At 65.1% G+C, this 19,504-nt stretch carries 22 protein-coding genes; 6 read left to right on the forward strand and 16 right to left on the reverse strand.

All coding sequences use genetic code 11. The features are described 5' to 3' along the window. Window positions 1–37 precede the first annotated feature (37 nt). The 6 genes from B4400_RS03740 to B4400_RS03765 all read right to left on the reverse strand — a co-directional run bounded on the left by B4400_RS03740 (window position 38) and on the right by B4400_RS03765 (window position 5,961). Complete coding sequence (locus B4400_RS03740; RefSeq protein ID WP_070952030.1) at window positions 38–514, reverse strand: hypothetical protein; 477 nt, start codon at window positions 512–514, stop codon at window positions 38–40. 34 nt (window positions 515–548) lie between these two features. Continuing rightward, window positions 549–1,529, reverse strand: coding sequence for a porphobilinogen synthase (gene hemB / locus B4400_RS03745; RefSeq protein ID WP_078308249.1), 981 nt, complete (start codon window positions 1,527–1,529; stop codon window positions 549–551). A gap of 27 nt (window positions 1,530–1,556) precedes the next feature. Continuing rightward, a complete protein-coding gene (locus tag B4400_RS03750; protein WP_078308247.1) occupies window positions 1,557–3,206 on the reverse strand; it encodes a bifunctional uroporphyrinogen-III C-methyltransferase/uroporphyrinogen-III synthase in 1,650 nt (549 codons plus the stop codon). Between the two features lie 31 nt (window positions 3,207–3,237). Further along, on the reverse strand, window positions 3,238–4,161 hold the full coding sequence (hemC, locus tag B4400_RS03755) for a hydroxymethylbilane synthase (protein WP_078308245.1): 924 nt from the start codon (window positions 4,159–4,161) through the stop codon (window positions 3,238–3,240). Window positions 4,162–4,251: 90 nt separating this feature from the next. Next, a complete protein-coding gene (locus tag B4400_RS03760) occupies window positions 4,252–5,595 on the reverse strand; it encodes a glutamyl-tRNA reductase (protein ID WP_078308242.1) in 1,344 nt (447 codons plus the stop codon). A gap of 111 nt (window positions 5,596–5,706) precedes the next feature. Next, entirely contained in the window at window positions 5,707–5,961 is a 255-nt protein-coding gene (locus tag B4400_RS03765; RefSeq protein ID WP_078308240.1) for a glutaredoxin family protein, read from the reverse strand. Between the two features lie 98 nt (window positions 5,962–6,059). Here B4400_RS03765 and B4400_RS03770 point away from each other — a divergent pair, with 98 nt between their 5' ends. Together B4400_RS03770 and B4400_RS03775 are read left to right on the forward strand one after the other, a co-directional pair. Next, on the forward strand, window positions 6,060–6,980 hold the full coding sequence (locus tag B4400_RS03770) for an HAD family hydrolase (protein ID WP_078308238.1): 921 nt from the start codon (window positions 6,060–6,062) through the stop codon (window positions 6,978–6,980). An 85-nt stretch (window positions 6,981–7,065) separates the two neighbouring features. Then, a complete protein-coding gene (locus B4400_RS03775) occupies window positions 7,066–7,533 on the forward strand; it encodes an FAS1-like dehydratase domain-containing protein (protein WP_078308236.1) in 468 nt (155 codons plus the stop codon). Here B4400_RS03775 and B4400_RS03780 read toward each other — a convergent pair. Beyond that, on the reverse strand, window positions 7,530–8,534 hold the full coding sequence (locus B4400_RS03780; RefSeq protein WP_078308233.1) for an AraC family transcriptional regulator: 1,005 nt from the start codon (window positions 8,532–8,534) through the stop codon (window positions 7,530–7,532). The two genes, B4400_RS03775 and B4400_RS03780, sit on opposite strands and share 4 nt — an antisense overlap. A 109-nt stretch (window positions 8,535–8,643) precedes the next feature. Here B4400_RS03780 and B4400_RS03785 point away from each other — a divergent pair, with 109 nt between their 5' ends. From B4400_RS03785 to B4400_RS03795, 3 genes are read left to right on the forward strand one after another with little or no spacing between them, the layout of a single operon-like run. Then, window positions 8,644–10,077, forward strand: a complete 1,434-nt coding sequence (locus tag B4400_RS03785) for a DUF1254 domain-containing protein (protein WP_286151057.1) — start codon at window positions 8,644–8,646, stop codon at window positions 10,075–10,077. Window positions 10,078–10,087: 10 nt separating this feature from the next. Then, a complete protein-coding gene (locus B4400_RS03790; RefSeq protein WP_078308231.1) occupies window positions 10,088–10,432 on the forward strand; it encodes a heme-binding protein in 345 nt (114 codons plus the stop codon). Beyond that, the gene (locus B4400_RS03795) at window positions 10,429–10,710 is read left to right on the forward strand and encodes a hypothetical protein (RefSeq protein WP_078308229.1); all 282 of its coding nucleotides are present in this window, start codon (window positions 10,429–10,431) and stop codon (window positions 10,708–10,710) included. Before B4400_RS03790 ends, B4400_RS03795 begins: the two co-directional genes overlap by 4 nt. Window positions 10,711–10,726: 16 nt before the next feature. Here the strand turns inward: B4400_RS03795 and B4400_RS03800 are convergent, their stop codons facing one another. The 8 genes from B4400_RS03800 to proC all read right to left on the reverse strand — a co-directional run bounded on the left by B4400_RS03800 (window position 10,727) and on the right by proC (window position 16,954). Next, complete coding sequence (locus tag B4400_RS03800) at window positions 10,727–10,966, reverse strand: hypothetical protein (protein ID WP_286151056.1); 240 nt, start codon at window positions 10,964–10,966, stop codon at window positions 10,727–10,729. A gap of 75 nt (window positions 10,967–11,041) precedes the next feature. After that, window positions 11,042–11,644: a DUF4352 domain-containing protein gene (locus tag B4400_RS03805; protein ID WP_078308227.1), complete on the reverse strand. Its 603-nt coding sequence runs from the start codon at window positions 11,642–11,644 to the stop codon at window positions 11,042–11,044. Window positions 11,645–11,987: 343 nt separating this feature from the next. Then, window positions 11,988–12,917 carry an NAD(P)H-dependent flavin oxidoreductase gene (locus B4400_RS03810; RefSeq protein ID WP_078308225.1) on the reverse strand — a complete coding sequence of 310 codons (930 nt, stop codon included), beginning with the start codon at window positions 12,915–12,917 and terminating at the stop codon, window positions 11,988–11,990. Window positions 12,918–13,134: 217 nt separating this feature from the next. Beyond that, window positions 13,135–14,208, reverse strand: coding sequence for a lysophospholipid acyltransferase family protein (locus B4400_RS03815; RefSeq protein WP_078308223.1), 1,074 nt, complete (start codon window positions 14,206–14,208; stop codon window positions 13,135–13,137). Between the two features lie 22 nt (window positions 14,209–14,230). Next, entirely contained in the window at window positions 14,231–15,295 is a 1,065-nt protein-coding gene (locus B4400_RS03820; protein WP_078308220.1) for an SDR family oxidoreductase, read from the reverse strand. Window positions 15,296–15,358: 63 nt separating this feature from the next. Next, window positions 15,359–15,460 carry a 30S ribosomal protein bS22 gene (locus B4400_RS03825; RefSeq protein WP_003402602.1) on the reverse strand — a complete coding sequence of 34 codons (102 nt, stop codon included), beginning with the start codon at window positions 15,458–15,460 and terminating at the stop codon, window positions 15,359–15,361. Between the two features lie 203 nt (window positions 15,461–15,663). After that, window positions 15,664–15,924, reverse strand: a complete 261-nt coding sequence (locus tag B4400_RS03830; protein WP_078294123.1) for a helix-turn-helix domain-containing protein — start codon at window positions 15,922–15,924, stop codon at window positions 15,664–15,666. Between the two features lie 142 nt (window positions 15,925–16,066). Next, window positions 16,067–16,954: a pyrroline-5-carboxylate reductase gene (gene proC / locus B4400_RS03835; protein ID WP_176112808.1), complete on the reverse strand. Its 888-nt coding sequence runs from the start codon at window positions 16,952–16,954 to the stop codon at window positions 16,067–16,069. A 174-nt stretch (window positions 16,955–17,128) separates the two neighbouring features. On the opposite strand from proC, the gene B4400_RS03840 reads away from it, so the two are divergent. Continuing rightward, on the forward strand, window positions 17,129–18,373 hold the full coding sequence (locus B4400_RS03840) for a serine hydrolase domain-containing protein (protein WP_078308217.1): 1,245 nt from the start codon (window positions 17,129–17,131) through the stop codon (window positions 18,371–18,373). On the opposite strand, the gene B4400_RS03845 is transcribed toward B4400_RS03840, so the two are convergent. Continuing rightward, entirely contained in the window at window positions 18,370–19,311 is a 942-nt protein-coding gene (locus B4400_RS03845) for a R2-like ligand-binding oxidase (protein ID WP_078308214.1), read from the reverse strand. The two genes, B4400_RS03840 and B4400_RS03845, sit on opposite strands and share 4 nt — an antisense overlap. Window positions 19,312–19,504 lie beyond the last annotated feature (193 nt).

Genomic DNA, 19,504 nt, shown 5'->3' on the forward strand with positions numbered 1-19,504 from the left:
GTCATTTCGGGCATCATTCCGGCAGCGTATCGGGGTACTAGCGCTGCCTCGTCAGGTACGCGGTGGAGTCCTCGCGATGCAACAGGAACAGCCCGCCGCAGATCAAGACGGACGCGGTGATCCCCGAGAGCGCCTGCACAATCGCCGGCACCCCCTCCAGGTCGACCAACCGCGTCGCGGTGAACACCACCGAACCCACCGCGCCACCGGTCAGGAAGGTGCGAGCCAGGCGGTATCCCGCGCGCATCAGGAAGATCCCGGTGACGACGAGGGCCCCCACCACGACGACGATGAACCCGTTGAAGGCATACACCGTCCACAGCGGGGCGGCCTTGCGCACCTCCGGGTCCTGCTGCCATTGACCGACGTTCGCGGCCATGTAGCTCACGATCATCAGCGGGAGCGCGGCCAGCCACAGCCAACAACCGGTGTCGATATCGTCGGGTCGCGGCTTGGCCGGACCTGCCGAGGGTTGTCCAGCCAATCCACTCTGATTGTGCGGATCGGGATACATCACGCGACCACGGTAGTGGAAGGGGACAAACCGCCTACTCCAGCCAGCCCGCGACGTCCGCGGCCCAATATGTCAGCACGATATCGGCCCCCGCACGCCGGATCGAGGTCAGCGTCTCCAGCGCCATGGCCTGCAAATCGATCCAATTGTTCTGCGCCGCAGCACAGATCATCGAATACTCCCCCGACACCTGGTATGCCGCGACCGGCACCGGAGAGACATCGGCAACCTGCCGGAGCACGTCGAGGTAGGCCATCGCCGGTTTCACCATCAGGATGTCGGCGCCCTCCTCGACGTCAAGCTCGGCCTCGCGTAAAGCTTCCCGGCCGTTCGCCACGTCCTGCTGGTAGGTGCGCCGATCTCCGCGCAGCGATGATCCCACCGCCTCGCGGAAGGGCCCATAGAAGGCCGAGGCGTACTTGGCGGCATACGCCAGGATGATCACGTCGGTGTGCCCGGCAGCATCCAGGCCCTCGCGAATGGCCGCCACCTGGCCGTCCATCATGCCGCTGGGACCCACCACACGAGCACCCGAATTCGCCTGCGCCACCGCCATGTCCACGTACTGCGTCAGCGTCGCATCGTTATCCACCCGGCCCGAGGCGTCCAGCACCCCGCAGTGGCCGTGATCGGTGAATTCGTCGAGACAGGTGTCGGCCATCAGCACCGTGGAGTCACCCAGGTCCGCCGACAGGACCGACAGCGCACGGTTCAGAATGCCTTCCGGAGCCAGCCCGGCACTCCCGGAGGCGTCCTTGTCCTTCTCCTCGGGAACCCCGAACAGCATGAGCCCGCCGACACCGGCCTTTACCGCGTCCTCGGCGGCCCCACGCAGGGATTCAACGCTGTGTTGCACCACACCCGGCATAGACGCGATGGGGCGCGATTCGGCCACACCATCGGCCACGAACATCGGCAACACCAACTGCCGTGGCGCCAGCGTGGTCTCGGCCACCAGCCGGCGGATCGCCGGGGTGGCTCTCAGCCGACGCGGACGCTGGTATGGAAATGGCACGGCAATGGCCTTCCGCTGAATCTCCGCTTAACGCCGTCGGCTCTTCTTACGGGGCGGCGGCAGTGCGCCCTCGGTGCGCAACCGGGCGGCGTGCTCGGCAAGAGCCTCCACCAGTGGACCGACAGCGGCAGTCTCCGGCTGCACGTCCACGCGCAGCCCGAATTCGATGGCGGTCTCAGCGGTTTTCGGTCCGATGCAGGCCACGATGGTGCGTGCGTGCGGCTTCCCGGCGATACCCACCAGGTTGCGGACCGTCGAGCTCGAGGTGAAGCACACGGCGTCAAATCCGCCGGTCTTGATCATCTCGCGCGTCTGCGCCGCCGGCGGCGCCGCCCGCACAGTGCGGTAGGCGGTCACGTCGTCGATTTCCCAGCCACGCTCCCGCAGGCCCTCGGCGAGGGTCTCGGTGGCGATGTCGGCGCGGGGCAGCAGCACCCGGTTCACCGGATCGAAAACGTCGTCATAGGGCGGGAACTCGTCGAGCAGTCCGAGCGAGGACTGCTCACCCGCGGGTACCAGCTCCGGATTGATACCGAAGGCACGCACCTTCTCGGCGGTGGCCTGACCCACGCATGCGATCTTCACACCCGAGAAGGCGCGAGCGTCCAGGCCGAATTCGGCGAACTTCTCCCACACCGCACGGACCGCGTTGGTGGAGGTGAAGACCACCCACTGGTAGCGGCCGTCGACCAAACCCTTCACGGCCCTTTCCATCTGTGCGGGGCTACGCGGGGGCTCGACGGCGATGGTGGGCACCTCGACCGGCAGGGCTCCGTATCCGACAAGCTTCTCGCTCATCTCGCCGGCCTGATCCTTGGTGCGCGGCACCAGCACAGTCCAGCCGTACAGCGCGCGGCTCTCCCACCAGTTCAGCTTGGAGCGACCAGCAACCACACGGCCGATCGTCAACACCAGGGCGCCGGTCATCGGCCCGTGCGGATCATTGGCGTCCACCGGGACACCGTCGATCAGCGAGGCCAGCGTGGTCTCCACGGTCCGCTGCGCGCAGGTGGTGCCCTGCGCGGTCACCGCGACCAGAGTCTGATCGGACAAACCGTGCTCGATGAGCGCCTTAGCGGCGTCCGGTACATGCGTCGGGGTGGCGTGCAGGATCAGCGGGCCGGGGGCGGCGGCCAGCGCCGCCCAGTCCACATCGCCGCGCACATCGGCGACGGTGTGCGCCGATCCCGGCGGCAGGCCAGCGTACGCGGGCACCGCTGTGCTCGACGACAGACCGGGCAGAATCTCAAAGGCCACCTGGGTACGCGTAACCGCGATGACCTCGGCGAGCACCGAATCGATCGAGAGCGGATCTCCGGCGACCAGCCGCACCACGTCCACGCCGTTCTTGGCCTCGGCGACCAGAGTCTTGGCGACATCGGCGGGATCGCCCAGAGCCGGGCGAATGTCGATGGTGAGTGGCGGTTCGGCAGCGGCCTCAGCGTCACCCGACGCGGGCGCTTCCTCACCACCGGTCGCAGGTTTGACGGGCGCCGGTTCAGGAAGTTCGACCGCGGACCCGACGAGATCGAGTACCGCTTGCGGCACATCGGGGTCGGTGAACGCGACCGTAGCGCTGGTGAGCACCGCGCGCGCCCGGACGGTCAACAGGCCAGGGTCTCCCGGCCCGGAACCAACGAACAGGATGCGCCCTGGCTTCTTGCGCCCTCGGGTCACTACTGCCTCCCATATCGGCGGTTTGCGCCGCCTATTCAGCTGTCATCAGTGCTCGCGCACCGAGATCGAGCAGTTCCCTCGCGACCGCGAGCCCAAGCTCTGCGGCCCGTTCGGGGGTGCCAATCCCGGAGGCCCGAATCACGTCAGATCCGTCCAGCGCCGCCGCACATCCGCGCAACGACAGTTCGTCGAAGACACGGCCATCCTCATCAATCGACTCGACCACCTCGGCGATCGCGCCAACTGGTGCGGTACAGCCCGCCTCCAGCTCGGCAAGCAGGGCCCTTTCGGCAGTCACCGCGGCGCGCGTGTCGGCGTGATCGAGTTCCGCCAGTACAGCCACCAGATCGGTGACCTCACTGCGGCACTCCACCGCCAGCGCTCCCTGAGCCGGCGCGGGCAATACCTGCACCGGTTCCAGTGTCTCGGTGATGCGGTCCAAACGTCCGATACGGGCCAAACCCGCCCGGGCGACTACCACAGCATCAAGATCACCATTGGAGACCCTGCTCAACCTGGTATCCAGGTTGCCTCTTAGGGGGCGAATTTCCAAACCGAGACCCAGTGCTCTAAGCTGCGCGGCGCGTCGCGGGGAGGAGGTACCGATCACCGAGCCCGTGGGCAACTCCCCCAACACCAATCCGTCCCGGGCCACGAGGGCGTCCCGATAGTCTTCACGAGGCGGAATGGCGGCTATGACGAACCGCGGATCGGCCGCCGTTGGCAAATCCTTGTAAGAGTGCACGGCAACATCGACGACGTTATCGGCGATGGCCTCGCGCAGAGCGGCCGTGAAGACCCCCACACCGATTTGCTCGACGGGTGCAGACGACTGGTCCCCGGCTGTGGTCACGATTACCAGCTCCGCCTCGTGCCCTTTGGCGCGCAGAGCATCCCTGATTCCCCCGGCTTGCGTCGTCGCCAACAGACTGCCGCGGGTACCAATTCGGATCATGGATGAGCCTCTCGGGCGAAGACGGTCAGGATCGATGAGCCGCTTACGCGAAGACCATGAGGAATCGGCGAGCCACTCGGGTGAGGACCATCAACCACGGCTCTCTTCGTGCAATTCCGTTGTGGCAAGCGGTAGTTCACCCGCCGTCGCCACCGCCTCGACGGTGTGCGGATCGAGCTCGAACAACTCACGCAATGCCTCGGCGTAGCTGTCACCGCCGGGTGCGGACGCCAGCTGCTTCACCCGCACCGTGGGGGCGTGCAGCAGCTTGTCGACGACTCGGCGAACAGTCTTGGCGACCTCGTCCCGCTCGGCCCCCGCCAGACTCGGCAGACGGCCGTCCAGGCGCAGCAGCTCGGCCTCCACCACCTCGGCGGCCCGTTGGCGCAGGGCGGTAACCGTCGGGGTGACCTCCGCCATCCGCTCACCGGTCAGGTACCGGGCGACCTCGTCGTTGACGATCTGGCGGGCCGCGCCGGCATCGTTGGCCGCCGCACGCGCGGTGGGCTCACGCTGGATGCGCTCCATGTCCACCACGACGACGCCGGGCAGACCGGCCACCGTGGGGTCCACGTCACGCGGCATGCCCAGGTCACAGAAGACGAGTTGGCGGCCACCACCCAGAGCACGGTGCACGTCGGCCAGCGAGATCACCGGCCGGACCGCCCCGGTACACGACACCACCACATCGGACTGCGCCAGCGCCTGGTCCAGGTTGTCGAGGGTGATCGCCTGCGCGTTCACACCCGCCTCGCGCGCCGTCGCCGCGAGGCGTTGCGCACGCTCCGCGCTGCGGTTGACCACCCAGAGGTTGTCGATACCCGCGCGGATCAATTGCGCGGTCGCCAAGGAGCCCATCGAGCCGGCGCCGACAACGGCAGCGGTGCGTCCGGGCAGACCGTTGAGCTTGCCGTCGGCCAGATCGAGGGCCACCGACACCACCGAGGCCCCGGCCGCGTCGATACCGGTCTCCGAATGCACTCGTTTACCCACGCGCAGGGCGCTCTGGGACAGCTCGTGCAGCACCCGGCCCACCGCTTGATGCGTTTCGGCGGTGGCATAGGCGTTGCGCACCTGGCCCAACACCTGCTGCTCGCCAACCACCATGGAATCCAGGCCGCTGGCCACCGCGAACAGGTGCTCGACGGCGGCCTCGCTGTATCGGACGTAGGCGTATTTGGTGAGCTCGTTCATGCCCATACCGGCATGCCGGGCAATGGCCTCACCGATGACAGTCAGGCCACCATGGAAGGCCTCGACCACGGCATATACCTCGACCCGGTTGCAGGTCGAGAGCACCATGACCTCGCTGACCAGGGGCGATTGCAGAATGTGTTCAATGATCTTGGGCTGATCGGCCTCGCCAATCGCCAGCTTCTCCAGCACCGGCACAGGCGCGCTACGGTGCGAGGCTCCGAACAGCAGGACGCTCACCGCAGGTCACTCCGCTGACATCTCACTGTCCAGCTCCCTTGCTTTTGGTGAGGCTCGAACTTCATGCACGGTAGCCCGAAAATGGCCACTGGGCAAAATCCAAACAGCCTGTTATCGGTCACGTTTCAGGTCCGCCCGGAGCCGGGGCTCATCCACTTCCCAATAGCTGTGCTCCTGACCGTCCAACAGCACCACCGGAAGCCGGTCACCAAACTCCGCACGCAAAGACGAATCTGTGATCGCGGCCTCATCCACATCGGTGACGGTGAGCGGGACCCCGAACTCGCCGGCCAGGGCCGCCAATTCACGCTGCGCTCGTTCGCAGGCAGAGCAGCCCGGGCGCGTCAGCAGCGTTAGAGATGTCATATACCAATTCTGCCACCGGGTCCCCCGAGCTCCCGCCACCCTCAGTAGGGTTAAACGGCATTCGGAAACGGCGGACAGGAAGGGCGGTTAAGCCGGTTATGACCAGCCCCCAGATCAACGGCGCCCCCCCTGCCGAAGGCTCCGCGGAGGAGCAGCTGCTCGCCGAGGCGTTCGCCGAAGACGTCGCACGCGCCGCCTCCTTCGCCGAGGCCGACTCCGCGGCGGCCGAAGTGCCCTCGGGCCCTCCGCCCGCGGATCTGACCGCCGCCGCGTTTTTCGATGTCGACAACACGCTGGTACATGGCTCCTCGCTGGTTCACTTCGGCCGCGGCCTGGCCGAACGCGACTACTTCAAGTACTCGGACATGCTTCAGTTCGTCTGGGCGCAGGCGAAGTTCCGGCTGACCGGCCGGGAGAACTCCGATGACGTCGCCGCGGGCCGGCAGAAGGCGCTCTCGTTCATCGAGGGTCGCAGTGTCGATGAACTCGTCAACCTCAGTGAGGACATCTACGACGAGACGATCGCCGACAAGATCTGGCCCGGCACCCGGGCGCTGACCCAGATGCACCTCGACGCCGGCCAGCAGGTGTGGCTCGTCACGGCCACACCCAAGGAACTCGCCGAGACCATCGCCCGACGGCTGGGCCTCACCGGAGCGCTGGGCACCGTCGCGGAATCGGTGGACGGGGTGTTCACCGGACGCCTGGTTGGCGACATCCTGCACGGACCGGGCAAGGCGCGTGCCGTGCGCAACCTTGCCATCCGTAACGGACTGAATCTCAAGCGCTGCACCGCCTATAGCGACAGCGTCAACGATGTGCCGATGTTGTCACTGGTGGGCACCGCCGTGGCCATCAATCCCGACGCGGAGCTGCGCGACGTGGCACGACGCCGGGGCTGGGAGGTCCGCGACTTCCGCACGGCGCGCAAGGCCGCCCGCATCGGCGTGCCGTCGGCGGTGCTGCTCGGTGCCGCGGGCGGAGCGTTGGCGGCCGCGCTGGCCCGACGCGAGACGTAACAATCACCATTACCGCTGCTGATAGGCTCAGCGCCGCTCGAACTGTCTAGATTCGTACCTGACCTGCAGCGAAATGGGTTAATGCATGGCCATCCGCCAAGACATCATCGGAACGCACTACCGCTACCCCGATTACTTCGAGGTCGGTCGCGAGAAGATGCGTGAATTCGCGGCGGCCATCAAGGACGGCTGCGAGGAGAACTCCGGTGTCGTCGCGCCTATCACGTTCCTCGCCGTCGCGGGCCGGCGTGTGCAGCACAAGATCTTCACCGAGATGGATCTGCCCATCAACGTGGCACGTGTGCTGCACCGCGACCAGAAGCTGAAATTCCACCGCCCCGTCAAGGCGGGAGACCGGCTGTACTTCGACAGCTACCTGGACAGCGTGCTGGAGTCGCACGGCATGGTGACCGCCGAGGTGCGCGCCGAGGTCACCGATGCCGACGGGCAACCCGTGGCCACGAGCATCGTCACCATGATCGGCGAGGCCGAGGGACACGAGACCGACGCGAACTCCATGGCGGCCAACATCGCCTCACATCGCAAGGGCTAGCGGCCTCTGCGGTTCGTTCGGTAAGCACTCGGGGTAGTACCGAACCAGCGCTTACAACTTCGGGTGAACACACTCTGTTCGGCGTAGCCGAGTTGCCTGCTGACATGGTCCAGGTTCAGCTCGGTATCGGAAAGCAATCGCTCGGCGGTTTCACGGCGGATGTGGTCGACGAGTTCGGCGAAGGTCGTGCCCTCGGAACGGAGACGCCGTTGCAGCGCTTTTGGGTGTACTCCGAGGTGTAATGCGATGTCCCCCAGACCGATCGCCCCAGTGGGAAGCAGCTGCCGGATGAGGATCCGGGCCAGTCGGCTCGAATCCGGCCGACGGTCGGCGAGGGTCCCCGTCAGGTAATCGACGGCGGTCTGATGCGCGAGCCGGTCTTTGGGTAGCGACCTCTGCATATCGGTGGCGCGCAGTGTGAACCCCGCAACGGGTTCGCGGAACAACGTCGGACAGCCGAAGTAACGCCGATACTCCGACGGTGCCGTCAAGGCCGCGTGGGGCAGGTGCACCGCCACTGGTCGATAACCGCGGCCCAGGAAGTGGTGCAGCACCCGCAACGTCACGCCGAGGGACAGCTCGAGCGCCTGTGCCTGCGGGGGCGCCGGGGTGAGCAGGAACTCGAACTCGCACCGGCAGTGCACCGGATCGGGCAGATCGATAACCCGCACGCCGATGGCGGGACAGTATGCGGCCATGAACTTTTCAAGAATGTCGAACGCATCGGCAACGGTTGCCGCGCTACGCGCGGCTAGGCCCACGGGCCCCAGGATCTCGATCCCCTGCCGTCGCGCAAGCCGCAGGCCGAAGTCGGGCACGCCGAGCGCAGTCGCGGTCTCCTCCAGCACGGCCATCCCGCTCGGCAGCGAGATGAACCGGTCGTAGACCCCGACATCGTCCGGTGAAATCCTCGCTGCGGCAAGCAGCTTGCCGCAGTCACCGCCGAGCTCCGACACCAGGGGGTGATAGTTGGTCAACGCCGAGCCGCGGATGACTGACATGTCCTGAACTGTCAAATATCTGTCCGTCAAAGTCAAGACAACCCTGTGAAAATGCTGCACGATCGACGGTGATCGACCAAGATCATCACAACTGGAAAGGGTGTCGCCCGTGAGCGGTAGGCGTTGGCAGTGGAGCAGATGGCTGGCCGTCACGAGCGCCGTCTTGTTGGCGACCGGGATGACTAGCTGCTCGAAAGATTCTGAACCCCAGAAGCTTTCCGCCGATGAGGCGAAGGCGATTGCGCTGGATGCCTACGTGTACGGCTACCCGCTGGTGACCATGGAGATGACGCGGCGGGTGATGACCAATGTCGCCAAAGTCGAAGCGCCGCGGGCTCCCATGGGCCAGCTCGCGCGGATGCGTGAATACCCGACGGCGGCGTTCCGGGATGTCACCACACCCAACGCAGACACCCTCTACACCAACGGATTCGTCGACGTAAGCAAGGAACCGTATGTGCTGAGCCTGCCCGAGGCGGATGATCGCTACTACCTGTTCCCGATGCTGGACGGGTACACCAATGTCTTCGAGGTACCCGGCAAGCGCACCACCGGTACAGGGCCGCAGACCTACGCCATCACCGGCCCCAACTGGAAGGGCACCCTGCCCGCGGGCGTCAAGGAGTACAAGTCCCCGACCGCCATCGTGTGGCTCATCGGTCGCATCTACTGCTCCGGCACGCCCGAAGATTTGGCAGCCGTCCACACGATGCAGGACGCGATCTCGCTGGTTCCGTTGAGCTCCTACGGCAAGCCCTACACCCCACCGGCCGGCACGGTCGATCCGAGTGTCGATATGAAGACTCCCGCGCGCGATCAGGTCAACAACCTGAGCGCCAAGGACTACTTCGGCCTGCTCGCCACCCTGATGAGAGACAACCCGCCCACCGAGGCCGATAAGCCGATGGTCGACAAGATGGCCAAGATCGGCATCGAGGCCGGTAAGCCCTTCAATATCGACGGGCTCGGCGCCGCGGCCGTGAACGCCTTGCAGACGGTGCCCAAGGAGGGCGTCGACAAGATCACGGCACACTTCAAAGATCTCGGTAAAGACATCAATGGCTGGCAATTCAGCACCCAGATGGGGCTTTACGAAACCAACTATCTGCAACGCGCCACCGTCACCTACTTCGGCCTCGGAGCCAACCGGCCAGAGGATGCCGTGTACCCCACCTCCGAAGCCGACGCCACCGGTCAGCTCTACAACGGAGCCAACAAGTACACGCTGCACTTCGGCAAGGACCAACTGCCACCCGTCGAGGGGTTCTGGTCGCTGACCATGTACGACGGGGATTTCTACTTCGTCGACAACCCGCTGAGCCGCTATACCCTGAGCCAGCGCGATAACTTCACCCTCAATCCCGACGGCTCCGTGGATCTGTATCTGCAGCATGAGACCCCAGGACCCGAGAAGGAAGCCAACTGGCTCCCCGCACCCGCGGGCAGATTCAATCTGACGATGCGCCTGTACTGGCCCACGCAGACACCGCCGTCGATCATTGACGGCACCTGGAAACCACCCGCTGTGCAACAAATCCCGTAAGGAGCGGTCCATGAAACTCATTGCCACAAGCCTGTTTACGGCCCTGGGCGCCGCCGCGCTCATCGCCGCGGCGGCCGCGAATGCGGAGCCCGAGCGTCCGACGAACTGCACGGCGGCCGACCTGGCCGGAGTCTCGGCGGGCGTCGCCGCATCGACATCGAGCTACCTGTTCACCCACCCGGACGTCAACGAGTTCTTCACCGGCCAGGCGGGTAAGCCGCACAGCGAGATGCAGAGCGCGGTGAAGGCCTACTTCAGCACCAACCCCGAGGCCGAAAACGATCTGCGCTCCATCCGGCAGCCCGTCGTCGACTTCCGTGAGCGCTGCCAGCTGCCACAGGAGCGCCAGCCGTGAGGCGCGCGACAGCAATGGTGACCGTTGCGGTGGCGTTCGCCGGACTGCTACCGATTGCGCAACCAGTAGCCAACGCCGACGTCTGCGTAGGGGGCGGCCGCCGAATCTCGGTGAGCGGCTGCGCAAACATCGCCGACACCGTGCAGCGATACGCGCCGCCACCCGAGGACTATGCACCCTTGCCGGACGATCCTCCGCCCCCTCCCCCCGCACCGAACGTTCACGCGTGCGTGGGCTACAACGGCCGCTGGGTCAACGCCGGGACGTGCAGCCCGTAACGGCGCAATGGGCGAGCTAGCCGCCCTTATTGAGGCTGGCGATGTACTCGACGAGTGCCGGATGCAGTCGGTGCCGGCCGAAACCGGCGTCCGGGTCCGGCCGCCAGAAGATCGGCAGGTCGTTCTTTTCGGCTGCGCGATGACACTTGATCAGCAGCTCATCATTCAGGGGTTCGGAGGCCCGCCCGATCAGTGCTGATGTGAGCTCGCCGGGCAGTGCCTTCCAGATTGCTTCCGGGTTCAGTTCCGTGGTCACACAGCGCCTCTCACTCGTACCCCGGGCGCCGACCAGCACCCGGGAGTCGCCTTTCCCGACCAGAAACTGGGTTGATCACTGCGCCACGCCGCTATCGCCCACGTCAGCCAAACTCACCTGAGTGCCGGCGGCTGTCACCGAGTCACGCAGGATGATCGCCGAAGGCTCGGCACCCTCGGGAACGTCGAACGCAATAGACGCAACGATGCTCTCGCCGGGACCGAGATCTGCGCCGAGCACGGGCTGCGAGACCGTCGGGTTCGCGCCGAAGGTTTGATCGCCCACAACAAGTTGCTGAATCGCAGGCTCGAACCTCTGCGGGGCGTCACCGTCATTGATCACACGCACACCGACCAGAACATGGCCGCTCTGTTCGGTCTGGGTCAGCGAGAGATCGCCTGCCACCGGGGATGCCGTGACATCGGTCACGGCCAGAGCTAACTGACCAGCATGCGCCTGGCCGCCAGGTCCCTCACCCTCGGGTGTCACAGAAGCAACTTCGTGAACTAGCGTCGGCCGAGAAGCACTGAAGTTTCTGCCGTCCTCGATCCCCACCAACGTGGCAACCACGATGAAGGTCGCGATAACACCCCCGAACATCATGGGAGCTGCGGGAAAATTGCCGCTGCCGTAGTACAGAGCGGTGCCGGTCTCACCTTCCAGCGAAGGTTGAGTCACAATACTGATCCTCAATTCAGGGTAGCGGTGTAACAGCCGAGCGCCCCCCGCAATGAGTGAAAGGCTAACATCAATAGTGCCTATCGGCACGTCAGCATATTCGTTACAGGCGACCACCAGCTGTTTGCGAGGAACTACCGATAACCCCTGGTGTCAGGACCGAATACCTTTGCTGATCCGCAGGTATAGCGGTCCTGTACCACCGAGACCAGCGACGACTACAGCGGGCGGCAGACGCGGACACTCTTGCGGGCGTCCTGTTTGCCGTTGGATATCCCCTGCACTCGGGCCAGCCGACGACCGCGATGCGGTACGCACGGCCGTTACCGGGCTCTATTCGTGGTCAGCTGTATTGGGCGGCGAGCTTGCCGATCACGGCGGTGAACTCGTCCATGGTGGTGTCGAGGATGTCTTTCACCGACTCCACCGCGCCGATGCGCCCGGCGACTTGACCGCCGAGCGGTACGAAGGTGTCCATATTGCCTCCGAAGTAGAGGTCCAACGGATTCCCGGTCTCCAGCAGTGACACCAGATCTCGCCGTTCCATCTCCTCGGTGCGCTCGCTGCGTAGCGCACGCAGGCCTGGCTTGGTCAGCCGGTTGAGCAGTACGGTGTCGGTCTCGCGGGCGGCGACGACCGCAGCCTTCCAATTTCCGTGGATGGGCGATTCGGCGGCCGACATCATCCGGGTGCCCATCTGTACCCCCTCGGCGCCGAGCGCGAACGCGGCAGCCATCGAGGCGCCGTCGCAGATGCCTCCGGCAGCGATGATGGGGACGTCCACATGCGAGCGCACCAGCGGCAGCAGCACCATGGTGGATGCACCCTTGGGGTCCTTGAAACCACCGCCTTCGACGCCTTCGACCACCAATCCGTCCACTCCCGCGTCGACGGCCTTGAGGGCTGCCGCAAGTGTGGGAACAACATGAAAGACGGTGAGCCCATTGTCTTTCAGGATCCGGGTGTACTTATTGGGGTCGCCCGCGCTGGTGGTCACGAACGTCACGCCCTGGTCCACGACGAACTGCGCGATGGACGGGTCTCGCACGAATGCCTGCGCGATGTTCACCCCGAACGGTCTATCGGTGAGCTCACGCATGGCGCGGATCTCGCCCTTGATGGCATCGAGTTCACCAGAGCTGGTTTCGATGATCCCGAGTCCACCGGCATTGCAGACCGCGCTCGCCAGCTGGGAGCGCGCGATCCACCCCATCGGGGCCTGCACTATCGGCCGCTGCACGCCCAGCATCTCGGTAACCCGGTTTGTGACCACCCGTCGAACCTACGCCGATCACTCGGGCGCCACTACAGCAGATCCGCGAGCGCGCCCGGCAGGTTGGGGTATTGAAACTGAAAGTTAGCTTCTTCCGGCACTTTTGAGGTCGCGTACCGGTGCTGATCACGCCATCGCGGTAGCGAGACTACGGTTTTCGACACATCGGCCGGGTAGAACGCGCAGAACGCGGCGTGTCGGCGCAGAAGAAACCCGCTCAGCCGAAGAACATGTTGCGCCGCCCGGCAAGCAGCCGGTACAGCGTCTGTTGAATCGTCTCGCGCACCTGGTCGGTGACGTCGAAGGTGACCATCGGGTCGTCGGCGGCCGCGTCGTCATACCCGTCCGTGGGGATGGGCGTGCCGAACTCGATGTGCCACTTGGACGGCAGCGGCACCAAGCCGACGGGTCCAGCCGCCGGGAACAGCGGGGTCACCGGGAAGTACGGCAGCCCAAATAGCCGGGCGATGACCTTCAGGTCGGCGATCATCGGGTAAATCTCCTCGGATCCGACGATCGAGCAGGGGATGATCGGCGCTCCGGTCCGAATGGCTGCCGCGACGAATCCCCCGCGACCGAACCGCTGCAGCTTGTAGCGATCCTTGAACGGCTTGCCCAGACCCTTGTATCCCTCGGGGAACACGGCGGTCAGCTCGCCCGCGGACAGTAGCCGGTGCGCATCGGCGGTGCAGGCCAGCGTATGACCGGCTTTTCGCGCCAACTGCCCCAGGAACGGTGCGTCGAACACCATATCGGCGGCCAGGTTGCGCAGGGTCCGGTTGCCGGGACAGCGGTCGTGTACCGCCACCGACAGCATCAGACCATCGAGCGGCAGCACACCCGCGTGGTTAGCCACAACCAGGGCTCCACCGGTCGCTGGAATGTTCTCTACACCGGTCACGTCCACTCTGAACCATCGGTTGAACAATGGCCTCAGCAAAGGAAGTAAGAGTGATTCGTTGAGATGCTCGTCGAACCCGAAATCATCAACGCTGTAGTCGCCGCCCACCCGGCGGCGAATGAACTCAGCGACGGCGGCAATGTTGGCCGCGAGCGCGGTCAGCGACTCCTCGTCGCCCACGTGCGCGTTGCCCTGCGCCGCACGGATCTCGTTGAGGTCATGGATCACCGCGGCAGTGTCCGTGGAGTTTTCGGCCGGCGTACCGCTTGCCAACGATGACGGGTGCCGCCTTCCGGCGTCGGCACGAGCCTCTGCCCGGCGAGCGCGTGCAGCATGGCGCTCCGAATTAGCCTGCAGTTGAATGACTTTGGCTTTTGTTTCACCGGCCATGCTTTTCACCTCCACCCTATTTCTACGAACTGATCTTCTGCGCGAGAGCCACCGCACGATCTCCTAAAGAGCGTACCCACTCTGGCTCGATAACTGGAGTGATCCCGCGGCCCCGAACGTAATCTCCAAAGGCGCCCATGGTCGTCCACTTGGGCTGATACCCGAGCTCGGTCTTCATGCGGGTGTTGTCCATCGCGCGCCCATACGCCAGCCAGTCACGCTGTTCGGAACTCAGCTCGGTGTACCTGGTGCCCTTGGTGAAGGACGCGATCGCTGCTACCGCAAACGAGGGGACGGGGATGCCGAGTTGTCCGGAACGACGGACCGCCTGCGACATCATCATCATGCCGTCGGCCGCGATGTTGAACGTGCCCGCCTTACCGGCCATGGTGGCGCGCTCGAGTGCGCCCAGCGCATCCTGCTCATGCAGCAGCTGCAGGCGGGCGTCGCGTCCGAGCATGGTCGGGACCACCGGCCCCGCCAGATAACGAGCCAGCGCGGTATCCATACCGGGGCCGATCAGGTTGGCCAACCGCAGAATCGTCACCGCGACATCGGGCCGGCGACGGCCCAGACCGCGGGCATAGCTCTCGATGTCGATGCTGTCCCGCGCGAATCCGTCGGATGGTGGGCGGCGAGCACCCATCTCTTCGGTGAACATCACCGGATCGCGACCGCTGGACCCGTACACCTGCGCCGTCGATTTGACGACGACGCGTTGCACGGTGGGCGCTTTCTGGCAGGCCGCGAACAGCTGCATCGCACCCATCACGTTCAGTTCCTTGAGCGCAGCGCGCCCACCCGAACGCGGGGAGTACGAGGCCGAGGCGGTGTGCACCACCGTATCGACCTCACCGTTGCGGATGACCTTCGCGATGAACGGGTTGCGAATATCGGCCCGCACAAACTCGGCCCGGCCCATCCTGCGCAGCAGGTCCTTGCTGGGAGCGACGGCGTCCACCGCGATGACGCGGTTGATCATCGGGTTCTGCACCAGGCGTGCAGCCAGGTAGCCCCCGAGGAATCGGCTGGCCCCGGTGACCAGCACCACCCGCGGGTAATGCAGATTGGTCTCACCGGTGCTCACGGACGAAGCCTATCCATCACAGCACCAATGGGCATCCCGAGCGGATACCCACTAACGCAAGGTTTACTTACCGAGTTTTCTGCGCTGAACCCGGGTGCGGCGAAGCAGCTTGCGGTGCTTCTTCTTGGACATACGCTTGCGCCGCTTCTTGATAACTGAACCCATGAACTCCTGCTAACTACTTTGAAATCGTCTTTTCCGTGGGCGGTGCACAGCGGCTTATGCCAGCCGTACACGAGCGCCCTAACCCCTCAAGGCTTAAAACCAGGGTGCCGCATGACTCTACCCGTTACGGTCCCCCGTCAGGAAACCGGCCGAATCGGGGGGTACCCCCCACGAGTGAGAGGTACCCATCCGCTTGCGGGGGCCTATCCAGCGTCGAAGTACGAGGCCTGCAGCAGATCGTTGACGGCCTTGGCGTGCACACGGAACGATCGGCCGACCCGCACCGCGGGCAGCTCTCCGTTGTGCACCAGCCGGTAAACAGTCATCTTGCTGACGCGCATCAGCGCGGCGACCTCGGCGACTGTGAGGAACTGAGCTTTTCCAGATTGGCCAGTAGCCGCCGCATCACGGCCCGGCTTGGCGCCGGCCCCGTCGCGCGCGGATGGCCCGTTCATTGAAGTCATCGCATACCCATTTCCCTTGGCACATGTCGTGCCGCCGATCTTCCCCATCGGCGGTACGGACACGCACGTGCTAGAAGGAGAATAGCGGGACCAGTGGGGTTACTGATACCCGTGTGGGCTAATTGATCAAGATTTGGTTAAATTACTCTGATGTGATTCCGAGCTGCTCGGAGCGGGTTTTTGCGGCTTCGACGGCCGCGTAGACGCTTGCCCGCAAACCTCCACGTTCCAATTCACGCAGCGCAGCGGCGGTAGTGCCACCCGGCGAGGTAATCGTCGCGCGAAGCTCGGCAGCGGTCGTATCCACCTCGGTGCGGGTCTGCAGTCCGGGGGCACGATTTTCGTCGGTTTCCGCCCGTTCGAGGAGCATCGCAGCGGATCCGGCCATGGTTTGGATGACCAGGTCGGTTGCGACGGGGCGAGTGAGACCCGAAGCGACCCCCGCATCGACGAGCGCCTCCACAAGCAAAAAGAAGTAGGCCGGGCCCGATCCCGACAGCGCGGTGACGGTATCCATCTGGGATTCGGCCACCTTGATGACGCTGCCCACCGACTCCAGCAGCTCGGCGACGGCGCTCAGCTGCTCGTCGGTCGCGAACCGGCCCTTGGCGATGGCGCTGACCCCGGCGCCGACGAGCATCGGCGCGTTTGGCATCACCCGTACTACCGGCGCCCCGGCGGCCAGCTTGGACTCGAAGAAGCCCGCGGAAACTCCTGCCGCCACCGAGACCAACACCTGTTCGGTCTCGCGTTCATCACCCTCCGCGTCCAGTTTCGCCAGCGCGGCGGCGATCTCGCTGGTCGCGCTCTCGACATCGGATGGTTTGACCGCCACCACAATGAAGTCGGCGCCCTCGACGGCGTCGGCCACCTCGCTGACCCGGATGGAGTACGCCTCGGCCAGGGCCTTCGCCCGAGCGGGGACCTTCTCGGAAACGACGATGTCCTTGGCTTGCCGCCCCGCTCGCAGCAGCCCGGAGATAAGTGCTTCGCCGATATTGCCGCCACCGATAATTGCGATTCTGGACATGGCGACCAGCATGGCAGACCAGCTAGCGCGCCCGGAAACGGCTTTCTGGCCGGGCGTCGGGTGTCCCGCGCCCTATGTGCACGCAGATAGGCACATTCGCCTCGGTTTGTGACTCTTCGCAGACCTGGCGCCAAGTGGTGGCGCACAGCGGGGTATCCGGACTACAAGTTACATATGTCACAACCGCAGCGTCGCGTGGAGACGGACCCAGTTTCCGCACCTGAATCCGTCGGCACCGGCCTGCCTGACGGGGTACGTGGGTGGGCACAGCCCGAGTTCGACCGGGTGGTCCGGCGGTTCGCGTCCATGTATGTCGGCCACCCCGGCGGCGGCGCGCTCTGCGTCTACGTCGACGGCGAACCGGTTCTCGATATCTGGGCCGGTGAAGCACGGCCTGGCTTGTCATGGACCCGCGACACCGCCCCGATCGTCTATTCGGCATCGAAGGGTCTGACCGCCACGGTGATTCATCGCCTGGCCGACCGGGGATTACTGAGCTACGACGCTCCCGTCGCCCGCTACTGGCCGGAGTTCGCCGCCAACGGCAAGGAAGCGGTTACCGTGCGCGATGTGCTGGCGCACAAGTCCGGTTTGGCGGCGCTGGCCGCGATCGCCTCGACCCCCGAGGAGCTTCTCGACCACGAACTCATGGAGCAGCGACTCGCCGCCATACCGGTCGGGCGCTACTACGGCAAGGCCGCCTATCACGCGATGAGCTACGGCTGGCTACTGGCCGGGCTGGCGCGAGCGATCACCGGCACCGATATGCGCACGCTGTATCGCACCGAGCTCGCGGACGTTCTCGGGGTCGACGGCATTCACCTGGGCCGCCCGCCTGCCGATTCGCCGACGGTCCCTGCGGGTATCTACGCGCAGCTCGACAAGGCCGTGAAGCTGCCGTTTCTCTCGCGCGGTCTGTCCATCGGCGCACGTGTCGTCGACTTCATGCCCGGTGCGCGGGGCGCCGCCGGAGCGATCCACCTGCCGGGAGCCGAGCGCATCGTCGCCGACGACGGACACACCAGCGCTCCTGTGTTCGACACCCAGATGGGTGCGGGCAACGCCATCTGCACCGCCCCCGCGCTGGCCAAGCTCTACGGCGCGCTGAGCAATCGGGGAAGCGTGGACGGCAGGCAGCTGCTTTCGGCCGAGAAGACCGCCGAACTCGCTCACGGCCGCGGGGGCAGGCCCAACCTTCCCGTCACTCGCGATCTTTGGGAACTCGGCTATCACTGCATCCCCGCGCCGGGTTTGGCGGGCGGTTTCGGACATATGGGCGCGGGCGGTTCCACCGGATGGGCGGACCCGAAGCGCCGCATTGCCGTTGGGCTGGCACACAACCATCTGATCCTGCGCAACCCGCTGCACAACGTGGCCTTTCCCCGGTTATGGGCGGCGACCGTGCGGAGCGCGCGCTAGGCCGTGGCCGCGAGCGCCCGCCGATCCTCGGCAGCAAAGGTGTCTTCCAGCTGGAGCGGTGAGTAGTCGAGATCGATCTCACCGAGTGGGCGCCCACGCGCGCTGCTGATGGTTCCGAACCGGCGCATTCCCTTGTCGGCGGAGTACTGCATGAACTCGTCCAGCACGAGCCCAAACGGGGTGTCGTCGCCGTACAGTCCGAAGCCTTCCTCGGTGAGACGCAACGCGATGGGGATGAGTTCGTTCATGCGGGCCTCGAACACCGGCCAGTTGGCGTCGTCGGCGGCGACATGCCGCCGGCAGGTGAAGGTGCCCCAGGCCATGTGGCGCCGCTCGTCGTCGCCGATCCGCCGGATCAGTTCCTGCATACCGGGCAGAATCCCTCGGTCCACACAAATCTTGTGCCATGCAAAGTATCCCGTGAGCGCCAGCATCCCCTCGACGACGTGGTTATACGTCACCGATGCACGAATCTGGGCGGCCGGTGACGGGTCCGTGGCCAGCGTTGCCAACGCGTCGGGAAGCTCATCGAAAAAGATCTCGCGGTATGCCGGAAGGTCGTCGAGGTAGCCGTGCAGATCGTCGATGATCCCCACGGCGTCGAGCCAGAGCCTAAACACCTGGGTGTGCTTGGCCTCCTCAAAGGCGAACTGCGTCAAGTACATTTCGTCACCGAGCCGCCCCTCGGCGCGCATCGCCGCCATGAACGGCTGAATATCCTGCGTCACCGATTCCTCACCGGCGATGAACTGCGCGCACAGGCGCGTCGCGTAGTCGCGCTCTCGATCGCTGAGTGACTCCCAGTCCGCCCGGTCGCGCGAGAAGTCGATATCGGCAGGATCCCAGAACTTCGCATTGCCGCCGGCGAAAAGCTTGAGCGGCAAAGAATCCCAGTTGAGCCCTCCCTTGCGTAACGATCCGTAGTGTGTCCGCGTCATGAGGGCCTCCTAGTGTCGACATTGACCTAGTAACCATCCTGAGTATGAGGCAGCTCACAATCAAGAGCTCAGTTCACCCACACCTAACGCAATCCGCGCGTGATGCAGTCGGCAGCCTCCGGAGCGATGCGGCCGGGAATCTCCGTGCACTCCTACGCTTCCCGTATGCAGGGAGACCAGAGCCGTGATCTAC

Origin of the sequence: Mycobacterium sp. D16Q13 (assembly GCF_002013375.1) — a bacterium.
In the GTDB taxonomy this organism is placed as follows: Bacteria; Actinomycetota; Actinomycetes; order Mycobacteriales; family Mycobacteriaceae; genus Mycobacterium.